Consider the following 20,329-nt stretch of genomic DNA (forward strand, 5'->3'; position numbering starts at 1 on the left):
GGGTGGGGCCTGCCTGCTGTCCGTCCATCACTGCGTGGGGGGGCGTTGGCCAGACGCGACAGCGGGGCGGTCACTCCGTGAAGAGTGACGCGCCCCGCGGTGCCCACCTTCTGCGTGGCGTGTGACTACTGGACGGTCCAGCCCACCGTGCCGCTGCAGCTGGTGTTGCCGTAGCAGCCCGCGCGAATCTGGTACGTGCCGCCCGCGCCCGCCGGCACCGTGTAGGTGGCGTGGGACAGCGAGCCGCACCCGGCGCCGTCGTCGTTGAACTTCACCTGCGTGCCGGCGGCGTTGAACAGGCGGAGGAACGAGTCACCCGTGCCAGAGGCGCCCGCCACGTTGCAGGTGCCGAAGGAGAGGCGCTGGCCCGACGTGAGGGTGACGTCCTCGTGGGTGGTGTTCTGCCGCGCACTGTTGGAGTTGACCGAGCTGTAGCTGAACGTGCCGGAGGTGGCCGGCGGGGTCGCCGCGCCGATGGTCCACGTCACCGTGCCGCCGCAGCTGGTCTCCGCGTAGCAGCCCGCGATGATTTCGTACGTCCCGGCCGCGCCGGCGGTGAACGTCACGTTGGAGCCGCGGCCCGTGGCGCAGCCGTCATCGTTGGAGGCGACCTCGATGCCGCTGGGGCCATTGACGCGCAGCCACGTGTCGCCGGTGAAGCTGGCGCCCGTCAGGCCGCAGGTGCCCACGGTGAGGCTCTGGCCGGCGGTGAGCTCCACCGCGTGGCGGGTGGTGTTCACGGTGGCGTTGCTGGTGTTGCTGGCCGTGAAGTCGAAGGACGTCGCCGGCGGCGGCGTGGTGTTGCACAGCCGGACGCTGGTGTTGGCGGCGCAGAACGCCTCGATGGCCGGGCGGACATAGGTGATGTCCTCGCCAGCGCAGTCCGTACCGTCCTGGCTGCACTCGTTCACGACGCGGCAGCTGCCCTGATAGACGTAGTCCAGTGCGCCGCGCACCAGGATGCCGGCGATGGTGTGGCTCGTCATGTCGTAGACGGCCGAGCCGGAGTTGCCACCGAAGGTGTCGGTGCTGGCGGTGAAGTAGTCCAGGGTGCTGGCGCGGCCGTTGCGGACCGTGCCGCCCGAGTCAATCTTGAGCGGGATGCCGCTGCCCGAACCGATGACGGCCACGTTGGCGCCCGTCGTCATGGCGGCGTTGCCCGGGCGGATGGGCGCGGGCGTGAAGCGCGGCGTCGCCGGACGATCCAGGCGGATGATGGCGTAGTCCAGCGTGCGGCCGCTGGAGGTGTTCTCCCGCCGCACGACAATCTCCTTGCAGCTGAAGATGTCCTGCGTGGTCATGGTCTGCACCGAGTTCGCGTCAGGCCGGTAGAAGTTGAAGGCCCACTTGAAGTCCCTGCAGTCGGCCGCGTCCGTCACGCAGTGGCCGGCGGTCAGCAGGAGGTCATCGTCAATGAGCGTGCCCGAGCAGTAGCCGGGCGACGGGTCGTCGATGAAGCGCTGGCCCGGGCAGAGGTTGACCCACTCGCCCAGGGTGGGGCTGTCGAAGACGATGTTGTTGGGGTCCGAGTCGTCAATCTCGTACGGGTCGACCATGACGGCGCTGGCCTGCATGGCGTACTGTCGCAGGGTGGCGTCGGGGTGCGCGTACACGTCCATCCGGTCGTCGTTGCCATAGACGACGGGCTGCTCGGTGGCGCCGCTGCCAGCGGGCTCGCCCTCCGAGGCCGGCCCACAGGCCGCGACGGAGAAGGTACACAACAGCGCGCCGAGCAGCTTCCTGCGGGCGTCGGTCCGGGGGATACGCATGAGACAACCACTCCTACGGGAGATGTGAAGCCCAACCCCGTCAGGGGCGGACCGGCGCAATATAGGTGAAAAAAGGCGTTCCTGCTGTCGGCAGGCGCACAGGCCGCCGCGAGCCTCAGTCCGCGTCGGGGTCACGCAGCCACTGGAGGGCCTCCCCCCGCGTCTCGAAGGTGCGCGTGGGGATGCTCAGCATGGCGCGCTTCGTCATCCGCCACGCCTGGAGCCCGGAGGGGGCATCCGTGACGACCCGGGCTGAGCGCTTCATGCCGTGGAGCTGGGCGAAGGCGTTGAGGCTGGCCATGGCCGTCACCACGTCGCTGGGCATCACCCGGAGCTGGGACTGGTCCACCAGGGCGGACCACTCACCGTCCAGGTCATTGATGGCCTTCTTCACATCGGCCAGGTACTCGGCCAGGTCCGCGGTGGTGACTTGCGGGGGATAGACAACCTCGAGGATGCGGTCCTGCGCGTGAACGGTAATCTGGAATGGCATGACGGTGACGGGCTCCGGGCGGGCGCGCCATCCTAGCCGCAGCCGGTGACACGTCTAGGGCGGGGGGGCGGATGGGGCGCCCTGGCGGCGCCTTCCCGGTCCTGTCCGGAAGGGCAGGAAATGTCAGACCCACCTGGTACTGACGTCCCTGCCGCTGCTCCGGTACCGGCGCGCCGAAGGGGCGCGACGGCGGCTGCACCCGGCAAGGGGGTTTCATGAACACGAAGTTGTACGTCCTGGGCGCGGTGCTGGGCGCCGCTCCGGGCCTGCTGCCGGGGGTGACGCCCCCTCCAGCCGCGAAGGACGCGCTGGAGACCCAGGGGACGGTCCCCGACGAAGGCCGCACGAGGGGTGGAGGCCAGGACCAGGCGCCCCGCCATCCGTGCGAGGCCATCACCATCATCCAGGTGCCCTGCGATGCCGAGCAGGAGGCCTGCGAGTACACGTATTGGCACTGCCCCGAGGTCGTGAATCCGCTCCGGGCGTGAGTGACTGACGCAGCAAGGAGCGCACGGGCGGCCGGTTTTCGCCCGTGCGCTTCTTTTCGCGGCGTGTCGGCCGTTCGCTTTTCTCCCGCGGCGCGTGTCCGTCTTGCTTGACACCCCGGAATCCCCGGCGGAAAAGCCCAGACACACGAGGCGGCCCGGCCGTTCTTCCTCAGGGGCCGCCGGGGAGCCCGGCATTGAAGCTCGCGACGCTCAAGGACGGAACCCGTGACGGCCGCCTCATCGTCGTCAAGCGGGACAACTCGGCCTATGCGCTGGCCACCAACGTGGCGCTCACGCTGCAAGCCGCGCTGGACGACTGGGAGACGAAGGAGCCGCAGCTGCGCGCGCTGGACGCCCAACTGGAGGCGGGCACGGTGCAGAGCCGCCCGCTGGACGTCGGCGCCCTGCACGCGCCCCTGCCGCGCGCCTACGAATGGGTGGACGGCAGCGCGTACCTCAACCACGTCATCCTGGTGCGCAAGGCGCGCGGCGCCGAGCCGCCGGAGACGTTGAAGACGGACCCGCTGGTGTACCAGGGCGGCTCCGGGGACTTCCTGGCGCCCACCGCCGACATCCCCCTGGCCGACGAGGCCTGGGGCCTGGACTTCGAAGCCGAGGTCTGCGCCATTTTGGGTGACACGCCCCAGGGCACGAAGGCGGAGAACGCGGCGCCGCACGTCAAGCTGCTGATGCTGGCCAACGACGTGTCCCTGCGCAACCTCATCCCCAACGAGCTGGCCAAGGGCTTCGGCTTCTTCCAGAGCAAGCCGGCCACGGCCTTCAGCCCCTTCGCGGTGACGCCGGACGAGCTGGGCGAGGCCTGGCGCGACGGGCGCATCCACCTGCGGCTGCGCTCGGTGCTCAACGGGCAGCAGGTGGGCGACACGGACGCGGGGCCGGAGATGCACTTCTCCTTCTTCGACCTCATCCAGCACCTGTGCAAGACGCGCAGCTACACGGCGGGCACCATCCTGGGCAGCGGCACGGTGTCCAACGCGGACCGCGAGCGCGGCATCTCCTGCCTCGCCGAGCGCCGGATGATTGAGAAGATTGAGCAGGGCGAGTCAAAGACGCCCTTCATGAAGCCGGGCGACACCATCGACATCGAGATGACGGATGCCGAAGGCCGCAGCGTGTTCGGCCGCATCGCCCAGAAGGTGGTGAAGGTGCCATGACGGGGCTGCGGCTCTACAGCTACTGGCGTTCTTCCGCGTCGTGGCGGGTGCGCATCGGCCTGCACCTGAAGGGGCTGAAGTTCGACTACGTGCCGGTGCACCTGGTGAAGGACGGCGGCGAGCAGCACGGCGCCGCGTACCGGGCGGTCAACCCCATGCGCACGCTGCCCACGCTGGAGTGGACGGAGGCGGATGGCTCGGTGCGCAGGTTGTCCCAGTCGCTGCCGGTGCTGGAGTACCTGGAGGAGCGCTTCCCGGCGCCCGCGCTGCTGCCCGCTGACGCGTTCCTCCGGGCGCAGTCCCGGATGCTGGCGGAGCTGGTGAACTCCGGCATCCAGCCCCTGCAGAACCTGTCCGTGATGCAGCGCCTCAAGCAGGTGCTGAACGCGGACGACAAGGCGTGGTCGGCGTATTGGAACGCGCGGGGGCTGGAGGCGCTGGAGACGGCGGTGCGGTCCACCGCGGGGCGCTTCTGTGTCGGGGACGCGGTGTCGCTCGCGGACGTGTGCCTGGTGCCGCAGCTCTACGGCGCGCGCCGCTTCGGCGTGGACGTGGCGCCGTACCCCACGCTGCTGCGCATCGAAGCCGAGTGCCAGGCGCTGCCCGCCTTCCAGGCCGCACAGCCCGACCGGCAGCCGGACGCGGTCCCCGCCTGAGCGGTGTGTGGCGGCTGCGCCTGTCCGGGCGTGGCCGCCGCTGAGTGGGTGCTGGGCGGCGTGGGCACTGGCCGCCGGGGTGCTCAGCGCGGGGTGAGCACGGCCTCGCAGGCGTGCACCTGCTCGTTGCCGAGGTCCGCCTCGCGCGCGGTGCACTTCAGCCGGAGGACCTCGCCCTCGCGCAGGACCTCACACGCGCGGTTGACCTCGACCGCCGTGCCGCTGCCCGCGTCGGCGGGCGGGGTTCCTCCGTCGGTGCTCAAGGTGATGACGACGTTCGTATCCGCCAGGTACCAGTTGTCGCCCTGGAGGATGTCCACCGTGCCCGCGTAGACAGCTCCCCTGGTGGGCAGCCCCGTGCGCTCCTCCACCGCCACGTCGAGGCGGCAGTCGTCTTGAGGGGTGCTCACCTGGAGGAGGCCCGGCGCTCCACAGGTGTTGTGGCCCACGTCGAAGGTGACGCTCTGGGCGGGCTGGTAGCAGTCCTTCCCTCCCGAGTCCGCGACGAGCAGCACCGCCGTGGTGGCGAGCGCGGCGGTGGCCGCGAGGTTCATCAGGATGACTTTCACGCGTTGACTCCAGTGGGGGACGAGGCGGGGAGGCACGGCGGTTCGCGGGTGGTGGCGCGGCTGTAGCGCACCGCCACCCAGACGAGCGGCAAGGTGACGAGGTCGGTGGGGTCGGCCCAGGCGCGGAAGCTCCGGATGCCGAGCGGCACGCCCAGGGGCCGCAGCAGCGCACAGAAGAGGTCCGCGGCGGGCTGGGAGACTTTGAGCGCGGTGTAGAGGCACACGGTGAAGACCGCGCCCACGGCCACCCGGCGCGCCCTGGGCCAGCGCGTCACCAGCGCCAGCAGCGCGGACACGTAGAGCGGCAGGAAGAAGCAGATGGCGACGTCGGACAGCTTGCCGGTGAGGGCGTTGTGGAAGGCGGGCTTGAGCCAGCGGTCATTCACCGCCATCAGCGCCACCGCGCACAGGGGCAGCGGCGCGAGGAACTCCGGCATGCCGGGCAGGCGCTTCATTGGAGCCGCTTCCCGCTCGACAGGGCCCGCAGGAGGATGGCGTCCGTGAGCAGCTCCACCGGGGCCAGGTCGTCCGTCAGCGGCTCACCCGCGGGCACCGGCTTCAGCTCTCCGGCCACGCGCTCCGCCAGCGGGCGCAGCGAGGCGGGCAGTGACGGTGTGCGCTCCGCGAGCCGCTCCGCGAGCCCCGGGGCTCCGGCGAAGAGCAGCGTGTTGCTGTGGTTGCGCGCGTCGGCGGCCCGGACCTCTGGGAAGACGGTGGCCAGCGTGGCGCCCACGGCCTCCACCACCGCGCGCTCCTGCGCGTAGCGCCCCACGTTGAAGCAGGCCACGCCACCGGGCCTCAGGCGGGCGGCCACGGCGGAGGTGAACTCGCGCGTCGTCAGGTGGAAGGGGACGTAAGGGAAGCGGAACGCGTCGACCAGGATGACGTCGTACTGGCGGGTGTCGCGCGTGAGGAAGGCGCGCGCGTCTCCCACGTGGACCTCCACCTCGGAGGGCAGGTCGAAGTGCGCACGGCCCAGCCGCACCACCTCCGCGTCCAGCTCCACGCCCACCACCTCCACGCCCGGGTACGTCTCCCGCAGGCCCCTGGCGCTCGTGCCCGCGCCCAGACCCAGGACCAGCACCCGGGGCGCTCGTGGCGCTGTCTGGGCCATGGCGGGGACCAGCAGGTAGTGCCCGAAGACCTCTCCGCGCACCGGCAGGCCGGGCCGGTGGACGCTCTGCACCGCGTAGCCCTCATCGAAGACGAGCGAGCGGGTGCCGTGTTCGTCCTTCACCACCTGGATGAAGGCATAGGGGGACTCGGCCACCTCCACGGCCTGGGGGCCGCGGGGCAGGGCGTGGACGCCCAAGGCCAGCGCCACCACGGGCACGCCCACCGCGGGCAGCCGCCACCGCCACCCCAGGCGCCAGGAGGCCGTGAGCCCCAGCGCCGCCGCGAAGAGCGCCATGGTGCGCGCGGTGCCCAGCAGCGGCAGCACGACGAAGGCCGCCAGCAGCGTCCCGGTGATGCTGCCCACCGTGGACGCGGAAGACAGCCGTCCGGCATGCGCGCCCGCTGACGCCACGCCCGCCAGCCCCACGCGCAGCACGTAGGGCCCCACCGCGCCCAGCACCAGCAGGGGCGGCACCGCCACCACCAGCAGCAAGGCCACGCGGCCCAATCCCTCCACGGGGCGCCCCCCCAGCACCGCGGCCGTGGCGCCGGGCAGCAGCGCCCGCGCGAGGAAGGGCAGCAGGGCCAGGGCGAGCGCACTGAGGCAGAGCGCGCTCAGCAGCGGCGTCAGGCGCCCCGAGCGGTCCGCCGCGCGGCCTCCCAACCGCGCGCCCAACGCGAGCCCACCCAGGACCAGGGAGATGAGCGCGGCCCAGACGGGCGTGCTGCTGCCGAAGTAGGGCGCCATCAGTCGTGACGCCGCCATCTCCGACGCCATGACCGTCATGCCGGTGATGAAGGACAGCCATGTCAGCGAAGGCGTGGGGCGCATGCTCGGACGCCTGCGTCAGCAAGGTCCGTTCCAGCGAGAAGCCCTCGAAATGATTGATGCGGAGGGACCGCAACGGCAGGGGCACCATGACAGGCGTGCCAGGGGCGGCGAGCTATCGGGTGGCGACGCCCCGGCGCCTCCGGGCGGCGGCGACCGTCAGCAGCAGCACCGCGAGGGGAACGCCCAGCACCGCCGGCCACAGCCAGAGCGGCTCGCCGCCGTGGATGACGGCGCGGAGCTCGCGGCCCTCGGCGGGGGCGTCCATCAGCTCCGCGAGGTTGAGCTTCCACTCCACGGTGTCCTTCTGCTCGTTCACCGTGCCGTTCGTCTCGCCGATGCCAGGGCCGTGGATGCGGAGGGTGAGGCGGTTGTTGACGAGCATGGCCTTCACCATGCTCTTCGCCAGCTCCTGGGCGGCCTGCTCCGCGGCGTCGTCACCGATGCCGGCCGGCGCGGCGAAGGCCTTCTCCGGGTTGAAGCGCTGGGTGTAGACGTAGTCCCCGCCCTGGCGCTCGATGCGGACGTCCCACGCATCCTTCGGCGACGACGGTTGGCCCTTGCCGTGCTGTTCGGCGGCGCGGCGGTAGAGCTCCGGGAGCCGGGTGACGTCCTTCACCGTCACGTCGTAGACGAGATGGACCTGACCCTCCTTCTCGTAGTCCCGGAGCATCACCTGGGAGACCTCCGGGGCCTGGCGCAGCGCCTGCTCGGCTTCGCGCGCCTTCGCGAGCAGCGCCTCCTTGGCGTTCGAATCGCCGCCCAGCCGCGCCAGGGCCGTCAATGACTTGGGCATCCCCATGTCGACGACCAGCCGCGCCGAACCGCCTGGCTCGATCCAGAGGTCCTGCTCGACGTTGAAGCAGCCCGTCAGGAAGAGGGACAGCGCCGCGAGCAGCAGCGCGGGGCGAAGCAGGGTGCTCGGTGAGCCAGGGGACATGGCTCACCAGTATGCTGGGACTGTTTCACGCAGAGAAGGGGAGGGACGCCACCTTCACCGTGGCGGGGCCCGTCGCCAGGGTCAGCTCGGTGCCCGGCTCCAGCGAGTCCCGGTGCACGTAGCCCAGGGCCACCCGCTGCCCCGCGACAGGCGACTGCACCACGCTGGTCAGCCAGCCCACCTTCTTCTCCCCGCGCCGCAGCTCGGTGCCGGGGGCCACGTCCGCGTCGCCCAGCAGCAGCCCCGTCAGCTTGCGGTTCATGTGGCCGCGGAAGGTGGCTCGGGCGATGACCTCCTGCCCGATGTAGCAACCCTTGTTGTAGGAGATGGCGTTCGCCAGGTTGGCTTCGAGGGGAATGGTGGTGTCCACCATGTCCTGGCCGTACCGGGGCACGCCGGCCTCCACGCGGAGCAGCTCCAGGGCCTCGAAGCCCAGGGGCTTCAGTCCGTGAGCGGCGCCCGCGTTGGACAGGGCCTGCCAGGCGGCCTCCAGCCCGGCGCGCGGCACCCACACGTCGACGCCGTGGGGCTCGATGGCGGTGCTCCCCAGCAGCCAGACTTCCTGGCCCGCCAGCGTGCCCGTGCGGGCGGCATGGTGCGACAGCGGCGCATGGGGGCTGCCCAGGGCGGCCGACAGGACGTCCGCCGTCCGGGGCCCGAGCAGCCGGAGCAGGGCCAGCTCCCCCGTGGCCTCGTGCAGCTCGGCGTCCTCGGAAATGAGGTATTTGTCCAGGAAGTCCCGCACCTTGGCGCCGGTGCCGGGCTCCACATCCAGGAGGAGGTCCGCCTCCCGCTTGAGGATGCGGGCATCCGCCACCATGGCCCCCTTGGCTGTCACCATGGCGGCATATGCCGCGGTGCCCACGGGCAGGTTGTTCACCTCCTGGGTGACCATCCCGTGTAGGAAGGAGGCTCGGTCTTCTCCAGTGATTCTGAGGGTTTCGCGGTAGGAGGCATCATGGAGGGCCACGGACGCCTTGGCCGCCCGGTACGCTTCCTCCGAGTCTCCATACCCGGCCACGGTTTCCCGGCCGCCCACCGCGCCAAAGCGGGCGCCCGCCTTCTCGTGAAGAAAATGCAGAGACAGCGGTTCCATGTCCGTCGCTATATAGAGGCGAAGGAGCGAATGCCACGATGGATGTGAAGCACCTGTCGTCCTTCCAGGACTTCTCGCCAGAGAAGCTCCTGAAGCACAACGTCTTCCAGTCCGGCCGGTTCTTCCTGGACGTGTACTGCCTGCAGCCGGGGCAGGCCCAGAAGCCCCACCGCCACGCCGCGTCGGACAAGGTGTATGTCGTCCTCGACGGGCGCTGCCGCTTTCGCGTGGGCGCCGAAGAGGAAGTCCACGGCCCTGGCGCCGCCATTTTCGCCCCCGCGGGCGCCGAGCACGGCGTCGCCAACGACGGCCCTGACGCCGCCCGCCTCCTCGTTCTGATGTCCCCGCCCCCGGAGCATGCATGAGCTCGACGTCTTCCCCTTCGCCCACTCCCGTGGCGACTCGTGGCGCGCTGGCGCTGCTGGTCCTGGGCCTCGCGGAGAGTGGCCTGTCCATCTTCCAGTGGATGCAGCTGCTCACCCTGCGCGGTGGCGGCTCCACCGTGTGCGGCGTCTCCGACACGGTGAACTGCGAGACGGTGTGGAACTCCCCCTTCGCCAGCCGCGTGCATGACCTGGTGGGCCTGCCCGTGGCGGCCCTGGGGCTCGTGTGGGGCCTGGCCGCGGTGGGCCTGTCCGCCCTGTTCCTGGCGTGGGCCCGCTCGGGCCGTCCGGTGCGTCCGGCCGCCAACGGGCTGCGGCTGGTGGCTGTCGCGGGCCTGGTGTCCGTGGCCGTCTTCGTCGTGGCCAGCGCGCAGTCGGGCGCGCTGTGCCCGACGTGTCTGGCGACCTATGCGCTGGTGGTGGCCTTCGCGGGCGTGGCCTGGAAGGGCCTGCCCGGACCGCTGCTGCCCGGCGCGGGTGAGTGGGGCGCCACGCTGAAGTGGACGGTGGGCGTCACGGCCGCGGTCTTCCTGGCGACGCTGCTGCCCGGCCGGGCCACGCCCAAGGCGTCGGAGGCGTCCGGTGCCGCGTTGCTGCCGCCCGTGCCGCAGGTGGCCAGCGCGCCGATGCCGGGCGTGGCGCCGCAGACGCCGCCGCCTCCGCCCGCGTCGTTGGAGGAGTTCCTGCGCTCGCTGCCGCCGCAGCATCAGCAGTTCATCTCGGACTCGCTGGCTGCGTACCGCAGCGAGACGCCGCAGCCCGCCGCGTCGCCCGCGCGTCATCGCTATGGGCCGGTGGATGCGCCGGTGAAGATTGTCGAGTGGACGGACAGCAAGTGCCCCCACTGCAAGATGCTGGTGGAGGAGCTGTCCGCGCTGAAGAAGCGCGTCCCGGAGGGGAAGCTGTCGCTGGAGGCTCGCCAGTTCCCGCTGGATGGGGCGTGCAACCCGGCGATTCCTCGCCGTGGGCCGGACGCGCCCAGCGTGCGCTGCGTGGCGGCCCGCGCGCAGATCTGCTTGGAGGGCGCGCCGGACTACTGGGAGCTGCGGGAGAAGATGTTCGCCGCGCAGGCCGTGCTGGACACGGAGCGAGCGGTGGAGATTGCGTCTTCTGGCTCGGTGCCGCGCTCGCAGCTGGAGGTGTGCATGAACAGCCCGGCGACGACGGCGAAGATTCAAGAGGACTCTCGCTACGCCATGCGCCACCACATCCAGGGGACGCCGCTGGTGCTGGTGAATGGCCGCGAGGTGATGCCCTCCGCGCCGTTCATCTACGCGCTGGTGATGGCGGACGGCAACCCGAGCGCCCCCGCCTTCGACGTGCTGCCCCCGCCGCGCCCGCGCCCGGCCGGTGGCCACGACGACCACGCGGGTCACAACCACTGAGGACGCGGCACCCGGGCCATGGGCAAGCGCGACAAGAAGGGGGAGCCGCCAGCGGCACCGGCGGCTCCGTTCAACAATCCGTTCGCCGCGCTCTCGGTGCAGCGGGAGGCCTTGCCCCAGGCGCCCGCCGCGCCCGTGGCTCAGGCGTCTGTGAAGGCCGAGCCCAAGGGCCCCGCGCGCGCGGTGGTGCGCATGGAGCGCAAGGGCCGTGGCGGCAAGGAAGTCACGGTGGTGGAGCACCTGGCGCTGCCCGCGGCTCAGCGCGAGGTGTGGCTCAAGGCGCTGAAGAACTCGCTCGGCTGCGGCGGCGTGGTGGAGGACGACACGCTGGTGCTTCAGGGCGACCAGCGTGAGCGGCTGCCCGCGCTGCTGGAGGCTCGGGGCGTGCGGAAGGTCACGGTCGGCTGACGCGCTGGGCGTCGGGCGTTGCGCGCGGAGGGCGCGGTCTGGTGTCCTCCGTCTGAAGATTGCCCTCCAATCGCTGGTCGTGAGGTGACTGAGCATGCCCCGATTTCGTGGCGCTCCCGCACTTTGCGCAACGCGTGGCACAGGGCGGATTTACGAGAGTTGCTGTTCAGGTGCGCGGACTCTGAGGGAGCGTGCCTGTCCGTCGTCAAAGACTGGAAATAGTCCGACTTGAAATTCGGGCGTCCCAGGGAGAGTGGTACCAATGGCAGCCCTGCTGCGTCTGCCTGCTCTTCTGAGGGCAACCGCGTCCGTTTAACGTGATAGAGAAAAGTGGAGCAGAGTCAAAGGCTTGAGTGCAGCTGCTCAGGCAGGTCTACCGAAGGGACACGCGCACCGGGGCATGGTGCGTCAGCGCCGCCCGCATTCTGCTTGTACTCTCGATGTCCAGACGTGGTGGCGTGGCCCTTGGTGGTACGCTGTGTCACGCCACAGGATGGATGGACCCCACATCTGGGCACACGGTGGACGTCGTACCGCCGGGTAGAGTTCACGCTGGCCGACCTTCTCGCGGGCCCGTCTCATGGACCTCTACAATCTGACGCCCTTCACAGCGGGACGCTTCGTCTTCCTTGATGGAACGGGACGCGAATCGTTGCTGGTTGTCGTCAAGGCCACCTTCTCCCTCCAGGAGGGCCGAGCCGTCGTCGCGGCAGCGCAGGCGCCGCTCACCCTGGCGGACGAGTACCGGGGAGCGCCCGCGCGGTCGAGTCTGCTGCGCGCTTCCGACCTGGCGCCGTTCAAGCCCGCGACGGATGTCCTCCTCGACGGATTCGCCTACGCGGGCCGCCGCTCCAGGACGGAGGTGCTCGTGGCGCTCCAGGTGGGGGCCATCACCAAGGGTGTCCAGGTCTTCGGCGAACGCGTCTGGGACACCTCCTTCGGGATTCCTTCCCTGTCGTCCCCCCGTCCCTTCGAGCGCATGGAACTGACGTGGGAGCGGGCCTTCGGAGGCACTGACGACAGCCATCCTGAATACCCGGAGCGATGTGAGGCGAACCCCGTAGGGCGGGGCTTCCGCTCCACGCGCTCCCGTCGCGGGCTGGATGGGCTGCCCCTGCCCAACCTGGAGGATCCCCGAGCGCCGCTTCGCTCGACGCGTGAGCGCCCCCCGCCTTGCGGCTTCGGCCCACTACCTCCGCATTGGACGCCGCGCGCCCGCCTTGCCGGGACGTATGACGGCGCATGGCAGAGGGAGCGGCTCCCGCTGCTTCCGGAGGACTTCGATGAGCACCACCACCTCGTGGCCCCCGCGGACCAGCGGCTGTCCGGATATGTCCAGGGCGGCGAGCCGGTGAAGGTTGTCGGCGCCACGCCCGAGGGCGTGCTGGAGTTTCCGCTCCCGTCCCTGCGGCCGGAGGTCATCGTCAAGCTGGGCGCCGCGCGCGAGACGCCGCCGTGCCGCTGCGACACCGTGCACATGGACTGCGAGCGCAAGCTGCTGACGCTCGTGTGGCGCGCGCGGTGGGTCATCCATGGCCGGGTGCCCTCCTTGCATTGGGTCAAGATCCAGCTCGCGCGAGGCGCTCATGTCGCGTGAGCCCATCTGCGTCACGGGGCTGGGAATGCGCACCCCCATCGGGCGTCACGCCGTCCAGTCCTGCGCGTCCCTGCGTGCCGGCCTGAAGCGCTTCACTCCGTGGCCTCACTTCGGTGTGGATGGTGCGGGGCAGGAAGGCCTCACCGCGTCCTTCACCCGCCCTGACCTGGGGGACCGCTCCTGGGTGGAGAAGCTGCTCGACCTCGTGGAGATGCCCCTGGCCGAGGCCCTGTTCAGCGCCAGGCTGTTCGGGCTGGCGCAGGGAGGGCATTCCGGCAGGCGCGTTCGGGTCCACGTCTACCTGGGGACGCCCTACCCGGACCGGCCGGGCGTGTCCCCGGAGGACCTCCAGGAGCTCACCCTCCACCTCGCGGAGGACCTCTTCCCGCAGGCCCCGGAGTCCCTCCGGGTGCAGCTCGTCTCCCTGGAGCATGTGTCCGGACTGGCTGGCATCGCCTGGGCCAGCGCCGCACTACAGGACGGCGCTGCGGACGTCTGCCTCGTCGGAGGAGTGGACTCGCTGCTGGACAGCACCTTCTTGCAGGCGCATCTGGAGGCGGAGCGCCTCAAAATCCCGGGCGTCAGCTCCGGAATCATCCCAGGCGAGGCCTCCGCCTTCCTCGTCCTGGAGCGCAAGTCCGACGCCCGCCGTCGCGGAGTGCCCCTGTTGGCCCATGTCGACGCGGTCGCGCTGGAGCAGGAGCCTCCCTGGACACCAGAGGCCCCGGTGCGGGGCCAGGCGCTAACCCGAGCCCTGCAAGCGGTGCTGGCGACGGTGGGAGGCGCGACCGGCTTCGGTCACGTCATCAATGACTTGAACGGAGAGCGCTGGCGCTTCCTCGAATGGGCCCTCATCGAGACGCGCTGCCTGGGAGACCTGCCCCGGGGCTGGCGTCTGTGGCATCCCGCGGACAGCCTCGGTGACGTGGGCGCCGCCTCGGCGGCCGTGGCCGTGGGGCTGGCCCTGCATGCCTTTCAGCGCGGCTACGCACGGTGTCCGCGCATCCTGATTGCGTCCACCTCGGAGCGCGGCGAGCGGGCCGCGCTCTCTCTTTCCCAGACAGGAGAGCGTTGATGCCTTCGACTGTGGTCGTGAACCACCTGACGGTCGTCCACAAGGACAGTGGGGGCGTCTCCATGGCGTTCCCGGACGTCTGCAAGACGCCCTCGCCCGCTGGCCCCGTTCCCATTCCCTACCCCAACGTGGCGCAGTCGGCGGACACCGCCAGCGGCAGCCGGACCGTCACCGCGGATGGCAATCCCTTCATGCTCAAGTCCTCGCACTTCGCGCTGAGCACGGGGGACGAGGCTGGCAGCGCCATGGGCGTGGCCTCGAACAAGATCAAGGGCAAGGCCTACCCGAAGATGTACTCCTTCGACGTGAAGGTCGAGGGGCAGAACGTCTTCCGGCTGTCGGACATCATGTTGCAGAACGGCGGCTCTCCCACCAACACGCCGCCCGCGTCGGAGGTGCAGGCGAACACGCTCGCCAGCGGCGCTGGCGCCAATCAGGTCAAGGACCCGGAGGATCCGGAGGTGGTGAAGCTGGCGTGGGCCCGCGCCGACGCGTGCTGCGGGGACGAGGCCACCCTCAATGTCCAGACGAAGAACTGCCCGCCGGAGCAGTCGCTCGCGGTGCGCGTCCACCGCGCGGGCAACCCCAAGTCCGTCGTCGGCACCCTCGAGGCGAAGCTCGCTGGCAACAAGGCCAACCCGCGCTGGGTGACGCGACGGGGGCCATATCAGGAGGAGGTGAAGGTCTCCGCCCGGCAGGAACTGTTCAAGGGGCAGCAGGCCTCCAGCAAGGAGCTGTTGCTGAAGGCCCCCGAGCCCGTCGCGAAGCAGTTGGTGGGCCCGAAGACCCTCCAGACGCCGAAGTTCGTCAAGAAGGTCATCCTGGGCAAGCAGAAGTGGGTCAAGGACACCACGACCCATTACGCCTGGGAGGCCTGCTACGACATCGAGCTGAAGAGGGGAGAGCTGGTGGTGACGCGGAAGGTGGACTTCGACCTCCAGCCAGGGGCGCTCAGCACCGCTCAGCGGCGGCGGGCCTGGAAGAAGGAAGTCGAGCGGGTCTGGGACAACCGCTACCGGCTGCATCGCATCAAGTGCAAGCGGGGCAACAGTTGCGCCTGCTCCAGCAAGAATGGCTGCTGCTCGTTTCGCATCCGCATCAAGTGCCTCTGGGGCCAGGGGCACGGCAAGAAGGTGAAGCTCTATGCGGGGGCCAATGACCCGTCCCAGTGGGGCAAGCCCGGCAAGTGGTGGTTCTCCCATGACTGGTGGGAGAAGCTCGCGGGCGTTCCGAAGGCGGTGCGCGCCCACGAGTTCGGTCACCTCATCGGCATGTATGACGAATATCCAGAAGGGGCCTGCGACCCGGCCCGGAAGTACACCAACATCCCAACCAGTGTCATGGCGAGCGGGGCCCGGGTCCTTCCCCATCACCTGAAGGCGTTCCATGACTGGTTCGACGCGAAGGTCAAGGGACTCATCGGGCCCACCCGCCTGCTGTCGCTCTAGGCGGATGGGCATGACAGATTACCGGTGGGGAGTCCGCGGCCTGGGCTGGCTGCCATTGGCGCTGGGACTCCTGGGCGCCGCGCCCACTGCCACGCGGAGGGAGTCGCGCCCCGTGTCGTCCCAGGGACGACCTGACGCTGGCAGTCATTTCCAGCGCGAAGGAGACGTGATGAGCAAGGGTTACCTGGTGCTGTTCATGGACCTGCCGAATGGCTCCTTGGGCGCCGCGTTTCCTCCGACCGGCAAGGGCTCCGTGGACCTGTCGAACAACTTCCTGGGACGGCAGGAGATTGGCTACTACGAGGCCGAGCTGTCCCCGGGGACGTACGCGCGGCTGAAGCAGTTGCATGGCGACATTGACTTCAGCGCCCTGCCGGTGACCACGGAGCTGTCGCCCGACACGAAGACGGTGTCGGTGGGTGAGAGCTCCGACGGAGAGGACATCGACACGCGGACGTTCCCCCTCCACGCCGTCCCGGACGCCCTGGATCCGTTGCTGAACGAGATGCGCAAGGCCTCCGAGCACATGCTGACGCGGCCGCTCCGGGTGCTGCGGGGAGAAGGCGCGCCGACCTCGCCGCGCTTCCCGCTGGAGAAGCCCGTCTCCTTCGAGGTCACGCTGCGCAACGTGGGAGCCCAGGCCATCGAGACGGAGAACCCCTTCGTCCCCCATGCCCCGGACCGGACCAACCTCCGGCTGCTCGTGTCGAAGGACAAGCCGCCCGGGCAGCTCGGGGAAGGGGACTCCCTGTGGATGGAGCTGGGGATGGAGAACGTGCACCCGCCAGAAGGCCAGAAGCCTCCCGAGAGCCGGCGTCTCACGCTGACGCCGGGCGCGGAGCTCCGCTTCGTGGTCCGCAAGAAGATGCTGAGCGCCCCTGGCGCCTACCGGGCCGCGCTGACCTATTTCACCTCGCGCGGCGAGCGGGGCCTGGAGACGATGGAAGGCCAGCTCACCCTGGACTTGGGTCGCTTCGAGGTGGTCCCGTCCGCCCCCAACGCCCAGCCCTGAGATTCGGTCCATGCTCGCTCGCGGTGGAGAGTGGATGGTCGACCTGCTGGAGGTGCATGTCGACGAGGTGGAGTGGCTGTGGCGGCAGCGTCATGCGGCCTTGCGCTCCAAGGAGTACGACTTTCGCGCGCTCGTTCAGTTGGATGAGCGCATCGCCGCCCATGTCGACGCCCTGGTCCTGGCTGGGGAAGAGGCCTGGGCGCTCCTTCGCACGCGCCTGGTGGAGGCCGAGGACGCGTATGCCGCGTTTGGCGCCGCGCACGCCCTCCTCTTGCAGGAGGACGCGGCCGTGGCGCGCCAGACGCTGGCGCTGTCCGCCGGGCTGGAAGGCGCCGCCTGGGAGGGCTTCAGGCTCGCCCTCCGCTACGCTCCCCCCGCGCGGTATGTGGACGCACTGAGGAGCCTCGTGGCGGGAGCGTCGGAGCGTCACGCCGCCGCAGCCCTGGAGGCGCTGGCCTTCCATGGGCTGCCCGACCCGGGAGGCCGCCTCCTGGACCTGCTGGGCGCGGCCCAACCCGACGTCCGCCGCGCCGCGTGGGGGACCGTCTCGCTGCTGCCAATCCGGTGGCTCGAAGCCCCGGGCCAGGCGCTCTTCCGGCAGCGGCTTGCCCAGCGCTTCCCGACGGCACTCGCGGACGCGTCCTTCGGGGTCCGGGACGCCGCCCGGTGGGCCGCCGCCTGGACACGGCAACCGTGGCTGCTCTCCAGCTTGAGGACGCTGGCGAAGGCCCCGGCGTCTCCCGACCACGTTCCGAGCTTGACGCTGCTGGCGGTGCTGGGGGCCCAGGTCGACCTCCCGCTCTTCGAGCAAGCCTTGGGGCGGCGGGAGCTGGGCCCCGGGCGGTTCCTGCTGGCTGGCACCTTCGGCCATCCCGGCCTCATGGAGGAGGTGCTTCGCGCCATGGAGTCCGGCGGGCCCGCGGTAGCGGCGGCCGCCGCCAGCTCGTTCCGGAAGCTGACGGGCCTTGACGTCAACACCGCCCATCGTGTCGCCGTCCTGCCCACCGAGGAACTGGAGGAGGAGGACTCCACGGAGGAGGTACACATTCCAGATGCGGTCGCGGCTCGCAAATCCTGGGGCCTCCTCAAAGGTACCCTCTCCGGGGTGTCCCGCCTCTGCATGGGCGCCGATGCCCTGAAGGGCTGGACGCAAGAGTGGCTGCGCGGGTTGCCCCTGGATGCTCGGTGGGAGTATGCGCTCCGGGAGCACTTCGAGACGGGGCGGGGCGGGGGCGTGCTCGCCCTCGAGCGGTTTCCTCAGCTACCGGAGTGAGCGCCGAAGCCCGCGCGCGCCGTCTGCAATGAGCCAGAGGTCCGCGACGCCCAGCGCGGCTCCCCTCACGCGGGAGCGGAGGGGGCGAGCCTGGCGCCCCAGGCCGCGGCGAGGCAGGAGAAGACGCCGCGAGTGGATTTGCCATGGCCAACAAGCCCAGGCCCCCAGGCCTGATGCGTTTTCTCGGGGTCGGATTTGAAGAAGGGTCGTCGGGTCGCGGGGTTGCGCGCGGAAGGGGGTGACCGGATTCGTGCACCACCTGACGGGTGCCCTGGATGATCGCTCCCTGGCGGGTGGGCTGTGCTCGAAACTGAGCGCCGCAGCCGGAGGCGGAGGGACGGGGCCAGCGAGCCCCATCCCCCCCTACGCCCCGCTCCGCGAGCAGCGTGGACCGGGGCGAGAAGGAGTCGAGCATGAGTGGACTTCGAGGCCAACAGCGGCGCGTGCTGAGACAGGCGCGCCTGCCGTGGGATGAAGGAGTGACAGACCCGCGAGACGCGCGTGGCACCCGCCATGAGCACCTGGGCCTGTTGGGGCTGGTGGTGGCTGGCTTCGCGGTGGGCAAGAGCGGGCTGAAGCAGGCCGCGCAGCTGGCGGGGGATGTGGGCGCGCGGACGCGCAAGCGGCTGGAGCTGCCGCACTCGGTGAAGGGCTCGACACTCTGGCGTCTGCTGCGCAAGCAGCAGGCGGACGGCCTGAGGGAGACGTTGAAGGCCCAGGCGTCCGGCGTGCTGGAGGATTCGAGCGCCCCCCGCCTGCCATTTCCCTTGGGCGTGGTGAGCGTGGACGGCAAGAGCCTGTGGACGACGCACCAGGGCGTGGTGGAGGGGCTGGAGGCCGTCGCCAACGACGAGGTGGGCCGCGCACTGTGGCGACTGGGCGCGCTGCGGGCCGTGTTCACCAGCGCGCTGGCCGCCCCCTGCCTGGACTTGGAATTCATCGGCGCCAAGGAGGGTGAGTCTCCCGCCTTCCGGCAGTTGCTGCCGCGGGTGGTGGAAGCCTTTGGCGAGCACTTTGGGGTGGTGACGGCCGACGCGGGGCTGACGGCCGCGCAGAACGCAGCCTTGGTACGAGATTTGGGCAAGCACTACTGCTTCGGGTTGAAGGCCAACCAGCCCACCCTTCACGAGTACGCCATGCGGGCCATCGCCTCCAAGCAGTGCCCAGCCCGCTCGCGCACCGGGGAGCGGGCGCATGGGCAGACAGCGGTGCGCGAGCTGTGGACGCACGCGCTGACGCCCGACGAGGTGGACTTTCCTGGAGCGCGCACGTTGCTGCTAGTGCGCCAGCAGCACTGGGACGACGCGGACCCCCTCCTGGCGGAGGACTACCGCTACTTCGTCACCTCGCTGGACACCACCGTCTTCAACTTCCACCAATTGCTGCGGCTGGTGCGGGTGCACTGGGGCATCGAAAACCGACACAACTGGACGCTGGACGTCGTCCTGGGCGAGGACGCGCGCCAGCCCTGCCGCCCAACGCGCACGGCCCTGGAGGTGGTGGCCTGGCTGCGGGCGCTGGCCTTCAACCTGCTGGCCTGCTTCAGAGCGCGTCTGCCTCCGGAAGGCCGTCACCTCGTGGAGTGGACACGCGCGTGCGAGTTGCTGCGCGACACCCTCGTCCATGGCCGAAGGCACGAGGCCCTGCCCACACCCGCATGAGGGCTCGCCGGCCCTCCCCCCGCTTCTGGCTGCCACTCTCCTCCATTCGCACGGCGCCCCGGCCGAACGGCGGACCTTTGCCGCACCGCCCCTCACTCTCACGCGGCCTCCTCACGAAATCGCAGACACCCGAGAACGCATCAGGCCTGGCCCACTGGCCCCACCAGCGCTACCTCGAACTCGCCCCCAAGTACTGGGCCGCTACGCGCGCTCGCCTCCTCCCCGCCGAACTCGACGCCGAGGTGGGCCAACTCACCGTCCAGGAGCCGATTGCGGCCTCGTCCGAAGAGCAGTCGTCGCCGCGCTGAAAGCGTCCCGTTCACCCCGTCAGCTTGAGCGCCCGCCTGGGCTTACGGAAGACGGTGTTCGTACAGCGGATACGGATACCGAGCACGAGGCTCGCCCGCCCGCGATGCAGATGGCGGCGATCTCCGGGATGCCGTGCGGGAGGATCCACGCCCAGAACCAGTCCGCCACCCCCTTGAAGTGGTAGACCCACGTGAGCGCGCCGAGCGACAGCCCGTTGGCGAAGAACAGCACGCCCACGGTGAGCCCCAGCGCGAAGGCGAGGAAGGCCACCTGGATGTTGCCCCCTGTGTCAGGGAAGATGTCGCCTCGGCTGACCTGCCGAGCTGACAACGCCCAGGGGGCGAGAGCAGGCAGGACGCAGTGTCGTACACGGATGCATTCAAGGCGCAGATGGTGAAGCGGATGGTGGGCCCCGGCGCGGTGGGTGCCGCGGCGTTGGCCCGCCAGGTGGGCGTCTCCCAGCCGACGCTGTCGCAGTGGTTGCGGGAGGCGAATAAGTTGGCGGCCATGACGCCCCCGCCCGAGGAGAAGCCCGTCAGCCCCAAGAAGTGGACGCCCGAGGAGAAGTTGCGCGTGCTGGCGGAGGCACATGGGCTGGCGGGCGAAGCCTTGGGAGCGCTGCTGCGCCGAGAGGGGCTGCACGAGGG

20 protein-coding genes and 1 pseudogene are annotated in these 20,329 nt (G+C 70.3%); 13 read left to right on the forward strand and 8 right to left on the reverse strand.

Annotation, left to right across the window (positions count from 1 at the left end; all coding sequences use genetic code 11):
• Positions 1 to 125 precede the first annotated feature (125 nt).
• Entirely contained in the window at positions 126 to 1,769 is a 1,644-nt protein-coding gene (locus tag HV824_RS28150) for a serine protease (protein WP_176424655.1), read from the reverse strand.
• A 115-nt stretch (positions 1,770 to 1,884) separates the two neighbouring features.
• Entirely contained in the window at positions 1,885 to 2,262 is a 378-nt protein-coding gene (locus tag HV824_RS28155) for an STAS/SEC14 domain-containing protein (protein ID WP_176418514.1), read from the reverse strand.
• Between the two features lie 215 nt (positions 2,263 to 2,477).
• On the opposite strand from HV824_RS28155, the gene HV824_RS28160 reads away from it, so the two are divergent.
• From HV824_RS28160 to maiA, 3 genes are all read left to right on the forward strand, one after another.
• A complete protein-coding gene (locus tag HV824_RS28160) occupies positions 2,478 to 2,750 on the forward strand; it encodes a hypothetical protein (protein WP_176418515.1) in 273 nt (90 codons plus the stop codon).
• A gap of 194 nt (positions 2,751 to 2,944) precedes the next feature.
• Positions 2,945 to 3,925, forward strand: a complete 981-nt coding sequence (locus HV824_RS28165; RefSeq protein ID WP_176418516.1) for a fumarylacetoacetate hydrolase family protein — start codon at positions 2,945 to 2,947, stop codon at positions 3,923 to 3,925.
• Positions 3,922 to 4,581, forward strand: coding sequence for a maleylacetoacetate isomerase (maiA, locus tag HV824_RS28170; RefSeq protein ID WP_176418517.1), 660 nt, complete (start codon positions 3,922 to 3,924; stop codon positions 4,579 to 4,581). The genes HV824_RS28165 and maiA overlap by 4 nt, the downstream gene beginning before the upstream one ends.
• Before the next feature lie 83 nt (positions 4,582 to 4,664).
• Here maiA and HV824_RS28175 read toward each other — a convergent pair whose 3' ends face one another.
• From HV824_RS28175 to HV824_RS28195, 5 genes are all read right to left on the reverse strand, one after another.
• Complete coding sequence (locus HV824_RS28175) at positions 4,665 to 5,150, reverse strand: hypothetical protein (RefSeq protein ID WP_176424656.1); 486 nt, start codon at positions 5,148 to 5,150, stop codon at positions 4,665 to 4,667.
• Complete coding sequence (locus tag HV824_RS28180; RefSeq protein WP_176418519.1) at positions 5,147 to 5,605, reverse strand: hypothetical protein; 459 nt, start codon at positions 5,603 to 5,605, stop codon at positions 5,147 to 5,149. Before HV824_RS28180 ends, HV824_RS28175 begins: the two co-directional genes overlap by 4 nt.
• Positions 5,602 to 7,098, reverse strand: a complete 1,497-nt coding sequence (locus HV824_RS28185; protein WP_176424657.1) for a spermidine synthase — start codon at positions 7,096 to 7,098, stop codon at positions 5,602 to 5,604. The genes HV824_RS28180 and HV824_RS28185 overlap by 4 nt, the downstream gene beginning before the upstream one ends.
• Positions 7,099 to 7,210: 112 nt before the next feature.
• Positions 7,211 to 8,035: a hypothetical protein gene (locus tag HV824_RS28190; RefSeq protein ID WP_176418521.1), complete on the reverse strand. Its 825-nt coding sequence runs from the start codon at positions 8,033 to 8,035 to the stop codon at positions 7,211 to 7,213.
• Between the two features lie 25 nt (positions 8,036 to 8,060).
• Positions 8,061 to 9,131: an aminomethyltransferase family protein gene (locus HV824_RS28195; protein ID WP_176424658.1), complete on the reverse strand. Its 1,071-nt coding sequence runs from the start codon at positions 9,129 to 9,131 to the stop codon at positions 8,061 to 8,063.
• A 38-nt stretch (positions 9,132 to 9,169) separates the two neighbouring features.
• On the opposite strand from HV824_RS28195, the gene HV824_RS28200 reads away from it, so the two are divergent.
• From HV824_RS28200 to HV824_RS28240, 9 genes are all read left to right on the forward strand, one after another.
• On the forward strand, positions 9,170 to 9,496 hold the full coding sequence (locus tag HV824_RS28200; protein ID WP_176418973.1) for a cupin domain-containing protein: 327 nt from the start codon (positions 9,170 to 9,172) through the stop codon (positions 9,494 to 9,496).
• The gene (locus HV824_RS28205; RefSeq protein WP_176424659.1) at positions 9,493 to 10,899 is read left to right on the forward strand and encodes a thioredoxin domain-containing protein; all 1,407 of its coding nucleotides are present in this window, start codon (positions 9,493 to 9,495) and stop codon (positions 10,897 to 10,899) included. The genes HV824_RS28200 and HV824_RS28205 overlap by 4 nt, the downstream gene beginning before the upstream one ends.
• A gap of 18 nt (positions 10,900 to 10,917) precedes the next feature.
• On the forward strand, positions 10,918 to 11,307 hold the full coding sequence (locus HV824_RS28210; protein ID WP_176418971.1) for a translation initiation factor: 390 nt from the start codon (positions 10,918 to 10,920) through the stop codon (positions 11,305 to 11,307).
• A gap of 580 nt (positions 11,308 to 11,887) precedes the next feature.
• Positions 11,888 to 12,904 (forward strand): DUF2169 domain-containing protein, encoded by a 1,017-nt coding sequence (locus tag HV824_RS28215; protein ID WP_176424660.1) that lies wholly within the window; start codon positions 11,888 to 11,890, stop codon positions 12,902 to 12,904.
• Positions 12,894 to 13,979 (forward strand): 3-oxoacyl-ACP synthase, encoded by a 1,086-nt coding sequence (locus tag HV824_RS28220; RefSeq protein ID WP_176418968.1) that lies wholly within the window; start codon positions 12,894 to 12,896, stop codon positions 13,977 to 13,979. Before HV824_RS28215 ends, HV824_RS28220 begins: the two co-directional genes overlap by 11 nt.
• Positions 13,979 to 15,427, forward strand: a complete 1,449-nt coding sequence (locus tag HV824_RS28225) for a DUF4150 domain-containing protein (protein WP_176418967.1) — start codon at positions 13,979 to 13,981, stop codon at positions 15,425 to 15,427. Before HV824_RS28220 ends, HV824_RS28225 begins: the two co-directional genes overlap by 1 nt.
• 169 nt (positions 15,428 to 15,596) lie before the next feature.
• Entirely contained in the window at positions 15,597 to 16,439 is an 843-nt protein-coding gene (locus HV824_RS28230) for a hypothetical protein (protein ID WP_176418966.1), read from the forward strand.
• A gap of 34 nt (positions 16,440 to 16,473) precedes the next feature.
• Positions 16,474 to 17,712 (forward strand): hypothetical protein, encoded by a 1,239-nt coding sequence (locus tag HV824_RS28235; RefSeq protein ID WP_176418965.1) that lies wholly within the window; start codon positions 16,474 to 16,476, stop codon positions 17,710 to 17,712.
• Positions 17,713 to 18,125: 413 nt separating this feature from the next.
• Positions 18,126 to 19,373 (forward strand): ISAs1 family transposase, encoded by a 1,248-nt coding sequence (locus HV824_RS28240; protein ID WP_176418964.1) that lies wholly within the window; start codon positions 18,126 to 18,128, stop codon positions 19,371 to 19,373.
• Between the two features lie 405 nt (positions 19,374 to 19,778).
• On the opposite strand, the pseudogene HV824_RS37650 reads toward HV824_RS28240, so the two are convergent.
• Positions 19,779 to 19,961, reverse strand: a pseudogene (locus HV824_RS37650) (stage II sporulation protein M); the annotation flags it as partial.
• 81 nt (positions 19,962 to 20,042) lie between these two features.
• On the opposite strand from HV824_RS37650, the gene HV824_RS28250 reads away from it, so the two are divergent.
• Positions 20,043 to 20,329, forward strand: a 287-nt coding sequence (locus HV824_RS28250) for a transposase (protein WP_176418963.1), incomplete at its 3' end; no start/stop codon positions are given.

The sequence above is a fragment of the Myxococcus sp. AM009 genome (assembly GCF_013372605.1).
Taxonomy (GTDB): Bacteria; Myxococcota; Myxococcia; order Myxococcales; family Myxococcaceae; genus Myxococcus; species Myxococcus vastator.